We start from the raw sequence: 18,881 nt of genomic DNA on the forward strand, positions 1-18,881 counted from the left end.
GATGCCCGTCAACCCGGCGGCACCACGGCGGCCGCTTGAAGCGCGAGGCGGCCTCCCCATATGAATTTGCGGGCCTCAAGGAGGGCTCGCAAAGCCATGGTCTACATTCTCGCCGCCTTGCTCCCGCCGCTCGGCCTCCTGGTGAACGGACAGCCGATTTCGGCGCTGGTGAATCTGGTGATGATCGTGCCGTGCGTGCTGCTCGGCCTGATCTTTCCGCTGTTCTTCCTGGTGCCCTCGGCCCATGCGGTGATTGCCGTGCACATGAAGCGCAGCGATCGGCGCCAGCGGGAGATCGTGGACGCCATCGAGCGCAGCGGCGCCCCGCCGCCGAACTGGCGGCCGTGAGGCCGTGCAACCGGCCGCGCGTCTGACGCCGCCGGTTGCGGAATGATGACGGCGCTCCCAAGGGGGCCGGCCGGAGAGGGCGGCCCTATGCCTGCTCCGGCACCGTGAGCACGATCTTGCCCACATGCGCGCTTGCATCCATCCGGGCATGGGCCGCCGGCGCCTCCGCAAGGGGGAAGGTGGTGTCCATCACCGGGCGGAAGCGGCCGGCCGTCACCAGGGGCCACACCTTTTCCACGATGGCGGCGGCGATGGCCGCCTTTTCCGCCACCGGGCGCGAGCGCAGGGTGGACCCGGTGTGGGTGAGGCGCTTCAGCATGAGGCGCATGAAGTCCACTTCGGCCTTCGCGCCTTCCTGGAAGGCGATCTGCACGATCCGCCCGTCCACCGCCGCGGCTTCGTAATTCTTCTGGATGTAGCGTCCGCCGATCACGTCGAGAATCACGTCGGCGCCCTTGCCGCCGGTGGCGCTCTTCACCTCGGCCACGAAATCCTGGGTGCGGTAGTTTACCGCCACGTCGGCGCCGAGGGCGCGGCAGGCCTCGCACTTCTCGTCCGATCCGGCGGTCACCACCACCCGGGCGCCGAACGCCTTGGCAAGCTGGATGGCGGTGGTGCCGATGCCGCCGGCCCCGCCGTGCAGCAGCAGGGTCTCGCCCGCCTGGAGGCGGCCGCGCTCGAACACGTTGCTCCACACCGTGAACACGGTCTCCGGCAGGGCCGCGGCCTCGGCGGCGGAAAGTCCGTCGGGAATGGGCAGGGCGGTGGATTCGTGGGTGGTGCAATATTGCGCATAGCCACCGCCGGTGACGAGGGCGCACACCCTGTCGCCGATGGCGAAGCGGCTCGCGCCGGTACCCAGCGCCACCACCGTCCCGGCGATTTCAAGGCCGGGAATGTCGGAGGCCCCGGGCGGGGGCGGATAAAGGCCCTTGCGCTGCATCACGTCCGGGCGGTTCACCCCGGCCGCCTCCACCTTCACCAGCAGTTCGCCCGGCGCGGGGACAGGAACGGGGCGTTCGCCCGGCACCAGAACGTCCGGCCCGCCGGGTGCGCTGATGAGGATGGCGGTCATGGTGGCGGGCAGGGCGGGGGAGGGCAACATGGAGGTCTCCGGAACGGGACAGCCAAAGGCGCCTTGAAGGCAGCCGGGCGTGGGTCTTTAAACCTTGGCCGGAACGCGCAAGATAGGGGCGGTGACCGCCCGCCGTGCGTGCCGTCCCCGGCGGTGGCGCCGGGTGCGCAATGGCGCGGGCAAGAATAAGGACAGGGACGGGAGAAGCCAATGGACGAGGAGCCGCCACCCCCACCGCGCGACGAGATCGCGCAAGCCGATCTCTCGCGCCTTTCCGTGGACGAGATCGAACACCGGATCGGCCGGCTGAAAGCGGAGATCGAGCGGCTGGAAACCGCGCTGGCGCAAAAACGTGCCTCCCGCGCGGCTGCGGACGCCGCCTTCAAGCTGTGAGCCTGGCCGCGGAGGTATGGCGTAACCCATTGATTTTACCGGGGCGGAATGGGGCGCCTAGCGTGCTTGCGTTAATGCGGCGTTAATATTTGCCTGCCACACTGCATGTGTCCGTCGGATTCGTTTCCTCCCCCGGACTTCTGGCAACTCTCCCTGTCGGACTTCGAGCCGCCGCAAGGCGGCTCTTTCTTGGGTCCCCGGGTGCCGTGCGCCTTTCCCGCTATCCCCAGCCCGATCCCGGCCCGGGCCCTTTACGGGCCGGCCCAAGGTCCGCTTCATGCGTCGCGGCGACAGGAGCGGGGCGTTGAGCGAGCACGGGGCAAGGGAGCGCGATTTCCATCTTCGCTTCCAGGACGCGATGGACACCCTGGCGGGGGCCGAGGCGCGCCTGTTCACGGCGCCGGCCGGCCTTGCGCCGCCGGAGCGGGAGGTTCTCGCCAGCCTGATTCTGGATGCGACTTCCGCCCTGCTGATGCTGCGCGCCCGGGCGGCGGGCGACATGGACCACGCCACATTCCAGCGGGAAGCCGGCCGCCTGCGCCTTGATCCGGTGCTGGAGCCGCAGCTTCTGGCCCGGCTGCCGCAGCCCGCGCGGATCGGCGCCCTCGCGCTCCATGACCTCGCATCGCGGCTGTCGGCCGGACTTGCTGCCTGCCTCGCGGCAGCGGACCAGGAGGGCAGGGCGTCGGCAGGGCGCACGCACGAAAAGCCGCGACGGCGGCAGGGCCGCCCGCGGCTGCATCTCGTGGCGCGGGGTGTTGCAGACAATCCTGCGTGATGGGACGGTGCCCGCCGCGCAACCTCTCCGCCGCCCTGCGACCGAGGCGCGCAGGGCCCACAGCGTCAGGCGCGGGCGCTCAGCCCTTCAGCAGCGCGCCGAACTTGTTCTTGAAGCGCGAAACGCGGCCACCGCGGTCCATGAGCTGCTGGCTGCCGCCAGTCCAGGCCGGATGGGTGCGCGGGTCGATATCGAGCTGGAGGGTGTCGCCCTCCTTGCCGTAGGTTGAGCGGGTCGTGTACTCCGAACCGTCCGTCATCAGCACCTTGATGAAGTGGTAATCGGGGTGAATGTCGCTCTTCATTGGTTCAATCCTTTTTCGCCACGCCAGCCCGGATCCCGGGACGGCAGCGCCAATTTCGGTTCCTGACGGAAGTGGCGGGTCTATAGCCGAGAGCATGCTTTGACACAAGCCGACACCTCATCTGCCCCCACCGCGCCGGCCGCCGGCCGCAAGCCGCGCCGCTCCCTTGCGCCTCTGCGGGGTCTCGCCCCCCATGTCGCGCGTTATCGCGGGCGGGTCGCTGCCGCCCTCGGTGCCATTCTCCTCGCCGCCCTGGCCACGCTGGCCCTGCCGGTGGCGGTGCGGCGCATGATCGATTTCGGCTTCGCCGCCGATCAATCCGCCCTCATCGACCGCTATTTCGCGGTGCTGGTGGGGGTGGTGGCGGTGCTCGCGCTGGCGTCCGCCGCGCGCTATTATCTGGTCACCACCCTCGGTGAGCGGATCGTGTCCGACCTGCGGAGCGCGGTTTTCGCCCGGCTGGTGACGCTGGATGGCGCCTTCTACGATTCGGCGCGCTCGGGCGAGCTCACCTCGCGGCTCACGGCCGATACCACCCAGATCAAGTCGGCGGTAGGCGCTTCCGCCTCCACGGCGCTGCGCAATCTCGTTTTGTGCGTCGGCGCCATCGCCATGATGGTGGTGACCAGCCCGCGCCTGTCCGGCCTGGTGCTGGTGGCCATTCCCCTCATCGTGCTGCCGCTGGTGGCCTCCGGCCGGCGGGTGCGCAGCCGCTCCCGCCATGCACAGGATACGCTGGCCGATGCGTCGGCCTATGCCGCGGAAGCCCTCAACGCCATGCGCGCGCTGCAGGCCTCCAGCGCCGAGGGGGCCGCGCGGGCGCGCTTCGACGGAGCGGTGGAGGATGCCTTCACCGCCGCGCGCGACGCCACCCGGGCGCGGGCGCTGCTCACCGGCGTTGCCATTTTCCTGGTGTTTGCCAGCATTGTCGCGGTGCTGTGGGCGGGTGCCCAGTCGGTGCTTTCCGGCACCATGAGTTCGGGCGCCCTCAGCCAGTTCGTGCTCTATGCGGTGCTGGCCGCCGCCTCCCTCGGCAATCTCTCGGAAACCTGGGGAGAGGTGTCGGCCGCCGCCGGCGCGGCGGAGCGGATCGGCGAGCTGCTCAAGGCCGAACCGCAGGTGCGCGTGCCGTCCCGCCCGGTGGCGCTGGCGGCGCGGGTGTCGGGCGCCATCCGGTTCGAGGAGGTGAGCTTCGCCTACCCGACCCGCGGCGACACCGCCGCCCTGCATGCGGTTTCCTTCGCCATCCGCCCCGGCGAGCGCGTGGCCCTGGTGGGCCCCTCCGGCGCCGGCAAGAGCACCGTCTTCCAACTGCTGGAGCGCTTCTACGATCCGCAGGCGGGGAGCATCCGCCTGGACGACGTGGACATCATGGGCGTGGACCCGGTGGACGTGCGCCGCCAGATCGCCCTCGTGCCGCAGGATGTCTCCATCTTCGCCGACACGGTGCGCGCCAACATCCGCCTCGGCCGGCCGGACGCCAGCGATGCGGAGGTGGAGGCGGCGGGCCGCGCTGCGCTGGTGGACGAGTTCGTCGCCCGCCTGCCCCAGGGGTGGGATACGCCGGTGGGCGAGCGGGGCGTCACCCTCTCGGGCGGGCAGCGCCAGCGCGTGGTCATTGCCCGCGCCATCCTGCGCGCGGCCCCCATCCTGCTGCTCGACGAGGCGACCAGCGCGCTGGATGCGGAGAGTGAAACCCTGGTGCAGACCGCGCTGGAGCGCTCCATGGAGGGCCGCACCACCCTCGTCATCGCCCACCGGCTGGCCACGGTGCTGGAGGCGGACCGCATTCTGGTGATGGAGGCGGGGCGCATCGTGGACGAGGGCACCCATGCGGAGCTGGTGGCGAAGGGCGGCCTTTATGCCCGCCTCGCCCAGCTGCAGTTCAGCCACGCGGCGTAGGGCCAAGGCAGCGTTTGCATCTTGCCAAGTGGAAGGTCTCAGGCAGGATGCGAGCGCGCGGATGGACCGCGCCTGTCTGGGGGGTGGGGTATGACGATCACCAAGGTGATCCTGTTCGCGTCCGCGCTGCTGTTCGCGGTGCCTGTGTCCGCCGGCGCTGCGGGTCTGGTCTGGCAGCCGGCAGAGGGCCGGCCATGCGACCAGGTGTGCGCCGGCCTCGGGCTGAAGCCTCTTTCGTCCGGTGTCCACGCGCCCGGCGGCAAGCCGACGCGGGATCCCTTCTACATCTGCGCGGCCAACTACAATGGCTTCCGGCCCGGCTACAATCTCCAGCCGAGCTGGAGCAAGGCGTGCTTCATCCCCTATGGCGGCAAGGAAGTGGCCGCCAAGGACTATCGCTGCGCCTGCCAGTGAGGGCCGGCGGCGCGACGACAGGTGCCTAGGGGTTCGACCGCGACAGATGGAACCCGTCTGTCGCGACCATGTCGAACCACAACGCCTTGCCACAACGCCTTGATCTGGTGGATCAACTTTTCGAAACGGATGGGAATCATCCGTTTCGGTTGATCCACTAGGGCCGCCATTCCATGCGGAAGGTGCGGCGGCCGGACATGGGGTTCTCGCCCTCGGAGACGATGGCGAGGCCCATCTTCTGGTAGAAGCGCACGGCGCGCGGATTGTCCTGGTTCACGTCCAGGGCCACGAGGGCCGGCGAAAGCCGGCGCGCCTCCGCCATCAGGGCCTCGGCCGCGCCCTTGCCCCAGAAGGCGGGGGCGACGGCAAGCTGGTCCAGATAGCCGGTTTGCGGGTGGATGACGACGAAGCCGGCCACCTCGCCCTCCGGCGCCAGCGCGACGCGCAGCTGCGCCCCGCCCGCCGCCAACTGGTCCAGATGGTTCTCCAGCCACGGCAACCGCGCTGCGAAGTCGATCTCCGGCAGCGTCTTCACCCAGCTTGCCACCCACAGCCCCGCCATGGCGGGGCGGTGGTCGGGCCGGGCGGGGGCGAGCGTGTAGGCGAGGGGCATGGCGTCGGGGCTCAGCGCTCGGTCAGCTTCAGCTCGATGCGCCGGTTGCGGGCGCGGGCCTCGTCGGTGATGCCGGTGTCGATGGGCTGGTACTCGCCGAAGCCGGCGGCGATGAGGTGGGCGGGGCTCACCCCCTTGGCGATGAGATATTGCACCACGGCAATGGCGCGCGCCGCCGAAAGCTCCCAGTTGGAGGGAAACTGCGCGGTGGCGATGGGCCGGCTGTCGGTGTGGCCGTCGATGCGCAGGGCCCAGGAGATGTCCGGCGGAATGTTCTTCTCCAGCTCCAGGATGGCGGCGGCGAGCTTGTCCAGCTCGGCCCTGGCCTCCGGGCGCGGGGTGGCCGAGCCGGGATCGAAGAACACTTCCGACTGGAACACGAAGCGGTCGCCGACCACCCGGATGTCCGGCCGGTTGCCGAGGATGTCGCGCAGGCGGCCGAAGAATTCGGAGCGGAACCGGGTCAGTTCCTGCACCCGCTGGGCCAGCGCCACGTTCAGCCGCCGGCCGAGGTCGGAGATCTTGGCCTGGCTTTCCACATCGCGCTTCTCGGACACGTTGAGGGCTTCCTCCAACGCCGCCATCTGCCGGCGCAGGGCTGCGATCTGCTGGTTGAGCAGCTCGATCTGGGCCGCGGCGCGGGCGGCGATGTCCTTCTGCAGGTCCATCTCGCGGGACAGGGCCTGGGCCTGTCCCCGGTCCGGGGCGACGGGGACGGCGGCGAGGTTGCCGCTGAGGCGCGTGCGCTCCGCCTCGCTCGCTTCCAGGGAGGCGCGCATGGCCAGAAGCTCCCCCTCGGTGGTCTGGCTGGTGGCCCGCTCCAGGGAAAGCAGCTCGGTGAGCTGGCGGATCTGGGCCTGCAGCCGCTGCATCACGTCATCCTTGCCCGACATCTCCTGGGTGAGGAAGAACTGGGTCAGCATGAACACGGAGAGCAGGAAGACGAAGACGAGCAGCAGCGTGGACAGGGCGTCCACGAAGCCGGGCCAGTAGTCGATGTGGCGGTCGCGGCCGCGCCTGCCGAGGGCCATGGGTCGATCGCTCCTGCTTGTGGGCGCTCAGATCTTGCGCTGGCCGCGCCCGTCCGACGCCTCGGTGCCGTCTTCCAGGCGCTTCAGGAGACGGCGCAATTCCTCCTGCTGGATGCCCTGGGCCTCGATCATCTGCTTCATCAGGGCCTGTTCCGAGCGCATGTGGGTGACGAGGCCCTGCAGGCTTTCCGCCAGTTGCGCCATGGCCGTGGTGACGCGCTGGGAGCCGGCCTCGGTCATGGATTTCTCCAGCCGCCCCATGGCGGCCACCAGCGGCGCGGTGTCGAGGGTGGGGGCCGGCGGCGGCAGGGCGAGGGGGGCGCTGGCCGGAACCGCCGGCGGCGGGGCGACGCGGGTCGCGCTCTCCCGCGGATCGCGCGCCGAGAGGCCGGCGCGGTCCTGGGCCGGCTGGTCGAGGTCGCGGACGGTGGTGGAGAGCCAGTCTTCCAGGTCGGTATAAAATCGATTCTGCGCCTGGCCCGCCTGCAGATCGAGGAAGCCGAGCACCAGCGAGCCGGACAGGCCGAAGAGCGAGGAGGAAAACGCCGTGCCCATGCCGCCCAGCGGCGCGGCAAGGCCGCTCTTCATGTCGTCGAAGATGGAGCCGGCATCCGGCCCCACCTGCAGCGAGCCGATGACGGTGCCGATGGAGGAGACGGTTTCCAGCAGGCCCCAGAAGGTGCCGAGCAGGCCGAGGAACACCAGCAGGCCGGTGAGATAGCGCCCCATGTCGCGGCTCTCGTCCAGGCGGGTGCCGATGGAATCAAGGATGGAGCGCATGGTGGCCTGCGAGATGGACATGCGGCCCACCCGGTCGCCCAGCAGCGCCGCCATGGGCGCCAGCAGGGTGGGCGGGCGCGACACGGCAAGTCCGGGATCGGCCAGGCGGAACGAATTCACCCAGTCCACCTCGGGGAACAGCCGCGCCACCTGCCGGATGGCGAGGATGATTCCCACCGCCAGCACCCCGAAGATGACGCCGTTGAGCCCTGGATTGTTGAGGAAGGCGCTCCAGATCTGCCGGTAGAGCACGGCCGCGAGCGCCGTGCACAAGGCCAGGAACACCATCATCCGCACCAGGAAGATGCGGGGGGACGACACCTTGAGGAAAGGATCGACGACGCGCGCCATGGATGCTCCTGAGGGTGTGCTTCCGGGGGACGAGGCGCCTCCACAATCCCCGGGCGGCTGCCGGAACGGACTATGGCACAGCCCCGCTGCCGGGCGAAGCCGTTCCGGCCTTGCGGAACACCACGGAGAGGTTGTTGGCCGGCATCTCCAGCACCTGCGCGCGGGCCAGCCCGCTGGCAGCGGCGCAGGCTTCCACGTCGGCGAGGTTGCGCAACCCCCAGCGCGGGTTGCTGCGCTTCAGCTCGGCGTCGAATGCCTCGTTGCTGGGGGCGGTGGGCACATGGTCCTGCCGGAAGGGGCCGTAGATGAACAGCAATCCCCCCTCCGGCAGCCGCGCCGCCGCGCCGCGCATGAGGCCGAGCGTCGCCTCCCAGGGGCTGATGTGGATCATGTTGACGCAGAGCACGGCATCCACCTGGCCGATGGGCCAGTCCTCGGCCGCGGCGTCGAGCGCCAGGGGCGGGCGCAGGTTGGGCAGGTGCTCGGCGGCGATCCAGGCGGCAATGGAGGCGCGCGCTTCCGGGGTGGGGTCGGAGGGCTGCCAGGTGAGGCGCGGGGTCTGGCGGGCGAAATGGACCGCATGCTCGCCGGTGCCGCTGGCGATCTCCAGCACCAGGCCGGAGGCCGGCAGCAGCGGCAGAAGCAATTCGCCGATGGGGCCGCGGTTGCGCGCGACGGCCGGAGCCGAGCGTCGCGCCTCAAGGGAGGGGGCAGGCACGTGAGTTTCTCCGAACACGCGGACAGGTCAGCGCCGGGGCGCAGGGCGGACGATCTTGAACCGCAGCCGGCATGGGCTCAACCATCGGCATCCCGCCGACGGGCGCAGGCGTCTTGATCCGGCAACAAAAGTGCCGCAAGCCTATGTGCGGCGCCGCATGGACGGCGATATAAGTGCGCACGCACCAGCCGAGACCGGACCAGACCGCAGATGACATCCACCCGAGACGCCGCCTTCCGCGAAGGTGCCTTTGCCAAGGCGCGGCCGGCGGCGCCCGACCGCGGCGCCCTGGTGCGGGCCTTCGACGACCTCTCCGCCTACATGAACGCCTGCATTCTCGGCCAGCCCGCCTTCGTGGAGCTGCTGCTCATCGCGGTGCTGGCGGACGGGCACCTTCTGGTGGAAGGCGCGCCGGGCCTCGCCAAGACCAAGGCCATCAAGGCGCTGGCCCGCGCCATCGACTGCAGCGACCAGCGCATCCAGTTCACGCCGGACCTCCTGCCGTCCGACCTCACCGGAACCGACGTGTTCCGCCCGGAGGACGGTTCCTTCCGCTTCCAGGCCGGCCCGGTGTTCCACAATTTCATCCTCGCCGACGAGATCAACCGCGCGCCCGCCAAGGTCCAGGCTGCGCTGCTGGAGGCCATGGCCGAGCGGCAGGTGACGGTGGGCGGGAAGACCTATCCGCTGCCCGAGCTGTTCCTCGTCATGGCGACGCAAAACCCCATCGAGCAGGAAGGCACCTATCCCCTGCCGGAAGCCCAGCTCGACCGTTTCCTGCTGCACGTGGCCATCGACTTTCCCGACATGGCCGCGGAGCGGGAGATCCTGCGGCTGGTGCGCGGCGAGGCGCAGGGCGAGGCCATCGACTTCGGCGCGCCGCTGCCGCAGGCGGTGGTGTTCGCCGCGCGGCGGGAGGCGCTTGCCGTCCATATGTCGGACGCGGTGGAGGAGTACCTGCTCCAGCTGGTCCAGGCCACGCGCCATCCCGAGCTCTACGGCGACGACCTCGTGGGGCTCGTCACCTACGGCGCCAGCCCGCGCGGCACCATCGCCCTCGACCGCTGCGCCCGGGCCCATGCCTGGCGGCGTAAGCGCGCCTATGTGGTGCCGGAGGACGTGCAGGTGATCGCCAAGGCGGTGCTGCGGCACCGCATCGTCATGACCTTCGAGGCGGAGGCGGACGGGGTGACCAGCGACGACTTCATCGAGCTGCTGCTGGCCCGGGTGCCGGTGGGGTGAGGCACGCCGGCACCATGGCCGAAGCGGACCCGATGAAGGGCGTCGTCGCCCGCCTCGACGAGCTGGTGGCGATCCGGCCGCGGGCCGGAGGCGGATTTGCGCCCGGCGGCAAGGTGCGCACCCACCAACTGGGCGGCCATCGCTCCGGCTTCCGCGGGCGCGGCATGGAATTCGACGAGGTGCGCGCCTATCAGCCCGGCGACGACATCCGCACCATCGACTGGCGGGTGACCGCCCGCACCGGACGCGCCCATACCAAACTGTTCCAGGAGGAGCGCGAACGCCCCGTCCTGGTGCTTGCGGACGCCCGCGCGGCCATGCGCTTCGGCACCCGCGGCTGCTTCAAGTCGGTGCTGGCGGCGCAGGCGGCGGCCATCCTCTCCTGGGTGGGCATCGCCGGCGGCGACCGGGTCGGCGGAGTGGTGATCGGCCCTGCCGGTGTGGCGACCTTCCGTCCCGAGCGCAGCCGGCGGCGCATCCTGAGCTTCGTCAAGTCCATCGCCGATGCCACGGCGGATGCCCCGCGGGCGGGCGAGCCCCCGCTCGCCGCCGCCATCGCCCACATCCGGGCGCTGGCCCGGCCGGGGTCGCTGATCTTCCTGGTGAGCGACTTCTTCGACCTCGACGACCACGCGGTGCGCGAGGTGGAGCGGCTGGCGCTGCAGAGCCACGTGACCAATCTGTTCGTCTTCGATCCGCTGGAGGCGGCCCTGCCGGGCGCGGGGAGCTTCCCCGTCACCGACGGGCGCATCGTGGCCCGGCTCGATGTGGACCGCCCCGCCGCCCGCGCCGTCTACGCCCAGCGCTTCCAGGCGCGGCGGGACGCGGTGGAGCGGATGTCGCGCGAGCGGGGCATGACCTTCCTGCCCCTGGACACCGGGCAGAACCCGGTGGACATCCTCCACCCCGAGCGGCTGGGCGCGAAGCCTTCCGCCGCCGCGCGGTCCGCCCGATGACGGAGCCTGAAACGGTGCCGGGCGATCCCCTCGCCGGCCTCGCCGACATCCGCCTGCCGCCCGACGTGCCCCTCTGGCCGCTGGCCCCGGGCTGGATCGGCCTCGCCGGCCTCCTGCTCCTTGTGCTTCTGGTGCTGGCGGTGCGCGAATGGCGCTGGCGGCGCACCGTGGCCTACCAGGCGTTGTGCGAGTTCGACACCCTCGCCCGCGACCCGCGCCACGGCGACGCGCAGGCCCTGGCGGCGGCGTGTGGCGGCCTGCTGCGCCGGCTTGCCCAGATGAAGCAGGCGACGGCGCCGGCCGGCGCTGCCCCCGCAGGGGTGGCGGTGATGACCGGCGATGCGTGGGCGGCCTACCTCGCCAGCGGCAAGGTTGCCTTCGAGGCACCGGTGGCGAGCTTCCTCGCCTGGGCGCCCTACCTGCCGCCGGGCACGGCGGAGGAGATGGACCGCGCCCGCATGGTCGCCGCGGTGCGCCGCTGGATCAGGGCGCAGGCATGATCACCCTCCAATGGCCGGCGATGCTCGGCCTCATCCCCCTGCCGCTGATCGTGTACCTGCTGCTGCCGCGCGTGCCGGAGCGGCGGGCGGGCGCCCTCACCTTGCCGTTCTTCGCGGCCCTTGCCGGGGCCGGGCTGGTGGCCGGCAGCCGGCCGCGCCGGCTCTGGGGCCGGCTGGCGGCGCTTGGCGCGATCTGGCTTCTGCTGGTGCTGGCTGCGGCCCGCCCGGTCCATGAGGGCGTGCCGGTGCCGGTCGCCGTCGAGGGGCGCGACGTGATGCTGGCGGTGGATCTCTCCGGCTCCATGACGCAGAAGGACATGCTTGAGAACGGCCGTCCCACCGACCGGATCGAGATGCTGAAGGCGGTGGTGAACCGTTTCATCGCCGGGCGGGCCGGCGACCGGGTGGGGCTGGTGCTGTTCGGCGCCGCCGCTTTCCTCCAGGCCCCGCTCACCCTCGACCACGACACCGTGCGGGCATTGCTCGACGAGGCGACGCCCAACAAGCGGGACCGCGGCAACGCCATTGGCGATGCCATCGCCCTCGGGGTGAAGGCGCTGCGGGTGCGCCCATCGGAGCAGCGCGTCCTGGTCCTCGCGGCCGACGGTGCCAGCAATTCCGGCATTCTGCGCCCGCTGCTGGCGGCGGAGGTGGCGCGCAACGAGCAGGTGCGGATTCATGCCATCGGCGTCGGCCCCGAGGCGCCGGGGGGCACATCCGACGGGATGCCGGGCGCATCGGCCCCCCTCGACGAGGAAACCCTGAAGGCCGTGGCGGCGCTGACCGGCGGACAGTATTTCCGCGCCCGCGACGGGGCGGAGCTGAAGGCGGCCTATGCGGCCATCGGACAGCTGGAGCCGGCCGCCGGCGCGCCCCTGTCGTTCCGCCCGGTGACGGTGCTGTTCCAGTGGCCCCTGGGCGCCGCGCTGGTGCTGAGCCTGCTTGTCGCTGCCATCCTCCTGCGACCACGCCGGATGCCGCCGCTGGAACCGGGGGAGGCGCCGTGATGCCCGCCGGCTTCCATTTCCTGCGCCCGGAATGGCTCCTCGCCTTCCTGCCCGCATGTCTGCTGTGCGCGATGCTGTGGCGGCGCCTGCGCACCGGCGGTTCGGACTGGGCGCGGGTGGTGGAACCCCACCTGCTGCGCCACCTTGCGGCCACCGGCGGGCAGCGGGGCGCGCGCTGGCCGGTGCCGGTGCTGCTCGCCGGCTGGGCGGCCGCCATCCTCGCCATGGCGGGTCCCGCCTATGAGCGGCTGCCGCAACCGGATGCCGGCCGCGCCGACCCGGTAGTGGCGGTGGTGAGCCTCTCGTCCTCCATGGCGGCGAAGGATGAAAGCCCGAGCCGCCTGGGCGCCGCGACCTTGAAGGTGGAAGACCTCGTGGAGCGGATGCGCGGCGTGGAGGTGGGGCTGGTGGTCTATGCCGACGTGCCCTTCGTCGCCACGCCGCTCACGGTGGACGGGCGCACCACGGCCCAGCTGCTGACCGATCTCGACACCGATCTCGTGCGCGCCGTCGCGGTACGGCCGGCCCCGGCGCTGCGCAAGGCGGTGGAGCTGATGAGGAATACCGGGGCGGTGCGCGGCCGCATCCTGCTGTTCGCCGATGAGCCGGGGGATGCCGCCGCGGCCGCCCATGCGGCGGCGGATGCCGCCGCCGCCGGCTTCACCGTGAGCGTGGTGGGCGTCGGCCGGGCCGACGGCGCGGCGGCGGGCTCGCCCCTGGATGCGGCGGGGCTTGCCGCCATCGCCGCCTCCGGCGGGGGCACCTACACCCACCTTTCCGCCGACGGCTCCGACCTCGATGCGGTGCTGGCCGCCACGCCGGTGCCTGCGGCGGAGGCCGGGGGAACCCTTCCCGCCGACATCTGGGCGGACCTCGGACCCGTCGTGCTGCTGGTCGCGCTGCTGCTGGCGCCGCTGGCGTTCCGCCGGGGCTGGATCATCATCCTGCTGCTGGCGGCCGTTCCGGGCCTCCTGCCGCCAAATCCCGCCGCGGCCGCTTCCCTCGGGCCGGTCGAGAGCTGGGCCGACCTGTGGGCGCGGCCGGACCAGCAGGGCGCCTCGGCCTTCGGCGAAGGGCGCTACGAGGCGGCGGCACAGCAATTCGAGGACCCCGCCTGGCGTGCCGCGGCGCTCTACCGGGCCGGGGACTATGCGGCGGCGGCGGAAGCCTTCGCCGCCATTGCCGGGGCGGATTACAATCGTGGCAACGCCCTGGCGCGGGCGGGGCAGCTTGAGGCGGCGGTCAGCGCCTATGACGCGGCCCTTGCCGCCGATCCCGGCGCTGCCGATGCGCGGGCCAACCGCGATCTCGTCCAGGGGCTGATCGACCGCCGCAAGGCGCAGGAGGAGCAGAAGAAGAAGGAGGCGGAGAAGAACGCCCCGGGTGGGGGCGGCGGCAATCCGCCCGGCGGCGACGACGGTGGCGGGACCCCACCGCCGGGTGGCGGCGATCAGGCGCCCGACAGCCGGAATGCGCCGCCGCCCCCGGCCAGCCCTTCCGCGGACACCGCGCAGCGCCCGCCGCCCGGCCCCGCGCCGCTGCCGCCCCGCCGTCCGCCCGAACTCGCCGCCGCGCCTGCCGCGCCGCCGCCGGCTGCACTTCCCCCCGCCGCTCCGCCGCCCGCGGCGCCGGCCGCCAAGGAGCCGCCTGCGCCGCCGCCATCCTCCAGCCCGCCGCCGGAGGAGCCGCGGCCGCCGCCATCGCGCATTGCACCCACCCAGTCGCTTGCGCCGCAGGCCGACAACACGCCCGACGTGACGCCGCCGCCATCCCTGAGCGAGGATGCGCAGAGCCGGGAGCAATTGCTGCGCTCCGTGCCCGATGCGCCCGGGGCATTGCTGGGGGCCCGAATCCGGTCGCATTATCGCGGCATGCCGGAACGGATGCTGGATGAAAAGTGAAGCCGTGCGCCGCCTGATCCCGACCCTTGCCCGCGTCCTCGCGCTCGCTTCCGGGCTGCTTTTCGCCATGGCCGGGCCGGCCGCCGCCGGGGCCCTGGTGGCGCGGGTGGAGCAGCCGCCGGTGACGCAGGGCGACACGTTCGACCTCGTGCTCTCCCTCGTCGGCCGCGACAGCCTGGAGCCGCCCAACGTCGCCGCGCTCAGCAAGGATTTCGACATTCTCGACCGCAGCAAGCGCAGCGGATCGGCAATGGCGGCCGGGCGCCCCGTGGAGGTGGCGGAATGGCTGCTGACACTGGCCCCGAAGCGGGCCGGGCGCCTCACCATTCCCGCCTTCACCGTGGCTGGGGAGACCTCTTCCCCCATCACCCTCGATGTGGCGCCGGGCACCTCCAGCGGCCCGCCGGACGACGGCCCCTTCTCCATCGACCTGAGCCTGGGCGGCAACCCGCCCTATTTCATGCACAGCGACGTGCCCATGCGGCTGCGCATCTTCGATCGGGTGGGCGCAACCCGGGTCAGCGACGAGCAGGGGGCGATCGCGGACGGGGCCCGCTTCACTCCCGATGGGGCGCCCCGCACCTATTGGCGCACCTTCGGCAACCAGCGCTACCTGGTGCGCGAGATCCGCTTTATGGTGCAGCCGCAGCGGCCCGGCACCATCTCCATGTCGCCGCTGGTGCTGACGGCCACCATCCCCGATCCTGCGTCGCCGGGCGGACGGCGCATCGAGGTGCGGTCCAATGGGGCGGAAGCCGTGGTGCGGCCGCGCCCCGAGGGGGTGGATGGCTGGTTCCTGCCGGCGCGCGCGGTGACGCTGACTCAGGCCTGGTCCGGTTCGCCCGCCGCGGCGAAGGTGGGCGTGGCGCTCACCCGCACGGTGCGCATCGAAGCCCGTGGCGCCGGCGCCAACCAGCTCCCGCCTTTGTCCCCGCCCGAGGCCGACGGCGTGCGCCAATATGCCGGCGAGGCCATGCCGCAGCGGGCGCTGGTGGATGGCGCGCCGGGCGCGATCCTGGAAACCGCCATCACCATCGTGCCCACGCGGGCCGGGACGCTCACCCTGCCGGCCATCTCGGTGCCGTGGTGGAACATGGCCACCGAGCAGCAGGACGTGGCCATCCTGCCAGCCGTGACGCTCACGGTCGCCCCGGCGGGCCGGCCGGCTCCCGCGCCGGCGGACGCCCGGCCGGTGGCGGCGGGCGCACCGGCCCGCAACGACGTGTCCGAGGTTTCCGGTGCGATGCGGCAGGTCCTGTCCGCCCTTCAGGAGCACGGCTGGATGGCGGGCATGGCGCTGGCCATTCTGGCCGTGGGGGCGGCGCTCATCGCCCTGCGCCCTCGCAATGGCCCGGCGGGCGCGATGGGCGGGCTGGGGCCGCAGCTCGCGGTGCCGGGGGGCGCCGGCGTGGCGCGTCCCAAGCGGCGTGGCACGGGTGCGGCCGGCGCGGCGCGCAGGCCCTCGAACGCGAAGGAAAAGCGCGCGGCCGCAGCCGGCAAGGCCGGACCGGCACGCGCCAGGGACGCCCGGGGGGAAGCGGCCGCCGTGCGGGCGCTCGATGCCGCCTGCCGCGGCGGTGATCCGCGGGCGGCCCACCGGGCCTATCTGGCCTGGAGCCGCACCACAGGCGCAGGGGCGCCCGCCGCGCCGGACATGGTGCGCGCCGTCGCCGATCTCGGCCGGCATCTTTATGCGGGCGGGGCGAAGGACTGGGACAGCCGCGCCTTCCGCAAGGCCTTCGCCGCCGAACAGCGCGCCCGCAAGCGCGGCAAGGCCGCCTCCGCCGCCCCCCGCCTCGCCCCCCTCTACCCAGGCGCACGTTGACGCAGGCTGCCGCCCGGACGACGCCGGGGGATGGCATGGCGGGGCAAAGGCCGGGGTAGATGGTTTCGTCGGGCGGACGCATTCCCTCACCCCCGCCACCGGGCGCCCGTGCGGCGTCTTGCTGGATCTGTCGGGATGAAGGGTGGAGCCGGGCGAAAATGCCGAAGGCCGGCGCCTTGCGTAGGAGAACCGGCGCGGCATCGGTCGAAGACACGAGGCCGATGGTTCAAGTGGCGCGGCGGCTATGGGCCAAAGGACACGACGATGTGTCCTGCGCCGTTCATGTTTTCAGGATGTTGATTGACTTCATTGGTGGAGCCGAGGTCCACCTAACTGATGGTCGCCGAGGTTCGCGGACGTTCGAATAGTTCGTTGTTTGTCAGTGCATTGCTTGGATTGTGTGTTGCCGGAGTTCGCCCAAATTCGCTACAATCCGCGTCGCCTGCTAGGGCAGATGCTGGGGCAGCGCTGGGGCAGAGATGGGACGCGAGACCAAGAGGCTGACCGCTCGCACGGTCGCGACACTGACGAAGCCGGGCCGCCACGCGGACGGCGGCAATCTCTATTTGTCCATCTCCGCGAATGGCGGGCGCCGGTGGATATTTCTCTTCCGCTGGGAAGGGAAGCAGCTGGAGATGGGGCTGGGCTCGGCCCGAGACGTGTCACTCGCCCGCGCCCGCGAGTTGGCTGACGCCGCGCGCGCGCGGCTTGCCGAGGGGATCAGCCCGCTGGATGCTCGCCGGGCCGAGCGTGTCACCATTCCGACCTTCGGGGATTTCGCAGACGGCCTCGTGCAGGACATCCAATCCGGGTTCCGCAATGAGAAGCACCGCTGGCAATGGCAGCACACCTTGGAGGTCTACGCGGCGGCGCTACGGCCTATTCAAATCGATCACGTAACTACCGAGGACGTGCTCGGCATCCTTCAACCCTTGTGGCAGACGAAGCAGGAAACGGCCTCCCGGCTGCGCGGGCGCATCGAGCGCGTGCTCGACGCAGCTAAGGCGAAGGGGCTGCGGAGTGGCGAGAACCCCGCCCGGTGGCGCGGCCACCTCGACGCCCTATTGCCCAAGCGCCAGAAGCTGCAACGCGGGCACCATCCGGCCTTGCCTCATGACAAAGTGCCAGCGTTCGTAGCAGATCTGCGAAAGCGCCAGGCAACCGCCGCGCTCGCCCTCGAATTTGCAATCCTGACGGCCGCGCGCAGTGGCGAGGTGCTGGGCGCGACATGGACGGAGATTGATCGATTCCGTTGAAAAAGTCGGCGTTGCTGTTGGGCCGAAGTCCTGATTCAGTTGTCCTTGCGGATGGAGGGACGAGGCGATGATGGGCGAGCGGACCGGGGTGCAGGAGGCTCTGTTCTACGAGTTCAGCCTGGAGCGCCATGTCCCTGCCGGCCACCTCGTGCGGGCCATCGACAGGTTTGTCGACCTTTGCGGCATCCGGGCGCACCTCAAGCCTTTCTACAGCGAGACCGGTCGGCCCTCGATCGACCCGGAACTGATGATCCGGATGCTCCTCGTCGGCTATTGCTTCGGCATCCGCTCGGAACGGCGGCTGTGCGAGGAAGTCCACCTGAACCTTGCTTATCGCTGGTTCTGTCGCCTCGGGCTCGATGGCCGCGTGCCGGACCACTCGACTTTCTCCAAGAACCGGCACGGCCGTTTCCGCGACAGCGATTTGCTCCGGCATCTGTTCGAGACCGTGCTGCAGCGTTGTATCGGGGAGGGCTTGGTTGGCGGAGAAGGCTTCGCTGTAGATGCCAGCCTGATCAAGGCCGAGGCCAGCCGTCAGAAGGGTGTCGAGGGCAAAGCGGGGCTATCGCCCGAGGCAGCCGGACGCGCGGTCGAGGAATATCTCGCCGTGCTCGACGATGCAGCTTTCGGCGCGGCCACCGAAGTCACGCCAAAATTCCTCTCGCCGGCAGATCCTGCTGCCCGCTGGACCGGCGCACATGGTGGCCAAGCCTTCTTCGCCTATTCCACCAACTATCTGATCGACGTGGAGAACGCGATCATCGTCGACGTAGAGGCGACGACGGCGATCCGTCAGGCCGAAGTCCTGGCAGCGAAACGCATGATCGAACGTTCGATGGACCGCTTCGACCTTTACCCGGCACGGCTGATGGGCGACAGCGCCTATGGCTCCGCCGAGATGCTTGCCTGGCTGGTCTATAAGCATGGCATCGAGCCGCACGTTCCGGTGTTCGACAAGTCGGGACGTCGCGACGGCACCTTCAGCCGAGCCGACTTCACCTATGACCGCGAGGCGGATGCCTATGTCTGTCCGGCCGGTAAGCTCTTGCGGCAGCGCCAGAAGTTCTACCGCACACCCAAGCCCCTGGTCGATGAGGATGGCATGATGCGCTATCGCGCCAGCAAGCTGGACTGCGATGCCTGTGCCCTGAAGCCTCGCTGCTGCCCGACCACGCCTGCCCGGAAAATACCCCGCTCGATCCACGAGGGCGCCCGCGACATGGCGCGGGCCATCGCCGGCACCGACGCCTATGTCACGTCGCGGCGGCAGCGGAAGAAGGTCGAGATGCTGTTCGCGCATCTCAAGCGCATCCTGAAGCTCGACCGCCTGCGCCTGCGAGGCCCGAACGGAGCTCGGGATGAGTTCCACCTCGCCGCAACCGCCCAGAACCTCCGGAAGCTCGCCAAGCTCCTCCCGAGCGCGCCGCAGATCAGCCCGGCATGACCGGAGAAGGCGTCCGCTGGCGAAATCCGGCTCCGTGCCAGCA

At 71.0% G+C, this 18,881-nt stretch carries 19 protein-coding genes; 13 read left to right on the plus strand and 6 right to left on the minus strand.

Annotated features, from left to right (window positions below):
* Positions 1 to 96 precede the first annotated feature (96 nt).
* Positions 97 to 348 (plus strand): hypothetical protein, encoded by a 252-nt coding sequence (locus ACI7BZ_RS12060; protein WP_414117393.1) that lies wholly within the window; start codon positions 97 to 99, stop codon positions 346 to 348.
* An 85-nt stretch (positions 349 to 433) separates the two neighbouring features.
* Here ACI7BZ_RS12060 and ACI7BZ_RS12065 read toward each other — a convergent pair whose 3' ends face one another.
* Complete coding sequence (locus tag ACI7BZ_RS12065) at positions 434 to 1,453, minus strand: NAD(P)H-quinone oxidoreductase (protein ID WP_414117394.1); 1,020 nt, start codon at positions 1,451 to 1,453, stop codon at positions 434 to 436.
* Between the two features lie 180 nt (positions 1,454 to 1,633).
* Here ACI7BZ_RS12065 and ACI7BZ_RS12070 point away from each other — a divergent pair, with 180 nt between their 5' ends.
* On the plus strand, positions 1,634 to 1,816 hold the full coding sequence (locus ACI7BZ_RS12070; RefSeq protein ID WP_414117395.1) for a DUF1192 family protein: 183 nt from the start codon (positions 1,634 to 1,636) through the stop codon (positions 1,814 to 1,816).
* Between the two features lie 304 nt (positions 1,817 to 2,120).
* Positions 2,121 to 2,594 carry a hypothetical protein gene (locus tag ACI7BZ_RS12075; protein ID WP_414117396.1) on the plus strand — a complete coding sequence of 158 codons (474 nt, stop codon included), beginning with the start codon at positions 2,121 to 2,123 and terminating at the stop codon, positions 2,592 to 2,594.
* A 79-nt stretch (positions 2,595 to 2,673) separates the two neighbouring features.
* On the opposite strand, the gene rpmE is transcribed toward ACI7BZ_RS12075, so the two are convergent.
* Positions 2,674 to 2,898, minus strand: coding sequence for a 50S ribosomal protein L31 (gene rpmE / locus ACI7BZ_RS12080; protein ID WP_414117397.1), 225 nt, complete (start codon positions 2,896 to 2,898; stop codon positions 2,674 to 2,676).
* A gap of 99 nt (positions 2,899 to 2,997) precedes the next feature.
* On the opposite strand from rpmE, the gene ACI7BZ_RS12085 reads away from it, so the two are divergent.
* On the plus strand, positions 2,998 to 4,800 hold the full coding sequence (locus ACI7BZ_RS12085; protein WP_414117398.1) for an ABC transporter transmembrane domain-containing protein: 1,803 nt from the start codon (positions 2,998 to 3,000) through the stop codon (positions 4,798 to 4,800).
* Between the two features lie 90 nt (positions 4,801 to 4,890).
* Entirely contained in the window at positions 4,891 to 5,214 is a 324-nt protein-coding gene (locus tag ACI7BZ_RS12090; RefSeq protein ID WP_414117399.1) for a hypothetical protein, read from the plus strand.
* A 157-nt stretch (positions 5,215 to 5,371) separates the two neighbouring features.
* Here ACI7BZ_RS12090 and ACI7BZ_RS12095 read toward each other — a convergent pair whose 3' ends face one another.
* From ACI7BZ_RS12095 to ACI7BZ_RS12110, 4 genes are all read right to left on the minus strand, one after another.
* On the minus strand, positions 5,372 to 5,827 hold the full coding sequence (locus ACI7BZ_RS12095; protein WP_414117400.1) for a GNAT family N-acetyltransferase: 456 nt from the start codon (positions 5,825 to 5,827) through the stop codon (positions 5,372 to 5,374).
* Between the two features lie 11 nt (positions 5,828 to 5,838).
* Positions 5,839 to 6,858, minus strand: a complete 1,020-nt coding sequence (locus ACI7BZ_RS12100) for a peptidoglycan -binding protein (protein WP_414117401.1) — start codon at positions 6,856 to 6,858, stop codon at positions 5,839 to 5,841.
* A gap of 27 nt (positions 6,859 to 6,885) precedes the next feature.
* Positions 6,886 to 7,989, minus strand: coding sequence for a flagellar motor protein MotA (locus tag ACI7BZ_RS12105; RefSeq protein ID WP_414117402.1), 1,104 nt, complete (start codon positions 7,987 to 7,989; stop codon positions 6,886 to 6,888).
* A 70-nt stretch (positions 7,990 to 8,059) separates the two neighbouring features.
* Positions 8,060 to 8,707: a DUF938 domain-containing protein gene (locus ACI7BZ_RS12110; RefSeq protein WP_414117403.1), complete on the minus strand. Its 648-nt coding sequence runs from the start codon at positions 8,705 to 8,707 to the stop codon at positions 8,060 to 8,062.
* A gap of 291 nt (positions 8,708 to 8,998) precedes the next feature.
* Between ACI7BZ_RS12110 and ACI7BZ_RS12115 the strand changes: the two genes are divergently transcribed.
* The 8 genes from ACI7BZ_RS12115 to ACI7BZ_RS12150 all read left to right on the plus strand — a co-directional run bounded on the left by ACI7BZ_RS12115 (position 8,999) and on the right by ACI7BZ_RS12150 (position 18,838).
* Positions 8,999 to 9,949 carry an AAA family ATPase gene (locus ACI7BZ_RS12115; protein WP_510803979.1) on the plus strand — a complete coding sequence of 317 codons (951 nt, stop codon included), beginning with the start codon at positions 8,999 to 9,001 and terminating at the stop codon, positions 9,947 to 9,949.
* Positions 9,950 to 9,963: 14 nt separating this feature from the next.
* The gene (locus ACI7BZ_RS12120; protein ID WP_414117404.1) at positions 9,964 to 10,905 is read left to right on the plus strand and encodes a DUF58 domain-containing protein; all 942 of its coding nucleotides are present in this window, start codon (positions 9,964 to 9,966) and stop codon (positions 10,903 to 10,905) included.
* Positions 10,902 to 11,405 carry a DUF4381 domain-containing protein gene (locus tag ACI7BZ_RS12125; protein ID WP_414117405.1) on the plus strand — a complete coding sequence of 168 codons (504 nt, stop codon included), beginning with the start codon at positions 10,902 to 10,904 and terminating at the stop codon, positions 11,403 to 11,405. The genes ACI7BZ_RS12120 and ACI7BZ_RS12125 overlap by 4 nt, the downstream gene beginning before the upstream one ends.
* Positions 11,402 to 12,412 (plus strand): VWA domain-containing protein, encoded by a 1,011-nt coding sequence (locus ACI7BZ_RS12130; RefSeq protein WP_414117406.1) that lies wholly within the window; start codon positions 11,402 to 11,404, stop codon positions 12,410 to 12,412. Before ACI7BZ_RS12125 ends, ACI7BZ_RS12130 begins: the two co-directional genes overlap by 4 nt.
* Positions 12,412 to 14,313, plus strand: a complete 1,902-nt coding sequence (locus ACI7BZ_RS12135) for a vWA domain-containing protein (protein ID WP_414117407.1) — start codon at positions 12,412 to 12,414, stop codon at positions 14,311 to 14,313. Before ACI7BZ_RS12130 ends, ACI7BZ_RS12135 begins: the two co-directional genes overlap by 1 nt.
* Positions 14,303 to 16,138, plus strand: a complete 1,836-nt coding sequence (locus tag ACI7BZ_RS12140) for a BatD family protein (RefSeq protein ID WP_414117408.1) — start codon at positions 14,303 to 14,305, stop codon at positions 16,136 to 16,138. The genes ACI7BZ_RS12135 and ACI7BZ_RS12140 overlap by 11 nt, the downstream gene beginning before the upstream one ends.
* A 479-nt stretch (positions 16,139 to 16,617) precedes the next feature.
* Positions 16,618 to 17,394 carry a tyrosine-type recombinase/integrase gene (locus ACI7BZ_RS12145; RefSeq protein ID WP_414117409.1) on the plus strand — a complete coding sequence of 259 codons (777 nt, stop codon included), beginning with the start codon at positions 16,618 to 16,620 and terminating at the stop codon, positions 17,392 to 17,394.
* A gap of 67 nt (positions 17,395 to 17,461) precedes the next feature.
* Complete coding sequence (locus ACI7BZ_RS12150) at positions 17,462 to 18,838, plus strand: transposase (RefSeq protein ID WP_414115758.1); 1,377 nt, start codon at positions 17,462 to 17,464, stop codon at positions 18,836 to 18,838.
* Positions 18,839 to 18,881 lie beyond the last annotated feature (43 nt).

The organism is Xanthobacter sp. AM11, assembly GCF_047444035.1.
In the GTDB taxonomy this organism is placed as follows: Bacteria; Pseudomonadota; Alphaproteobacteria; order Rhizobiales; family Xanthobacteraceae; genus Xanthobacter.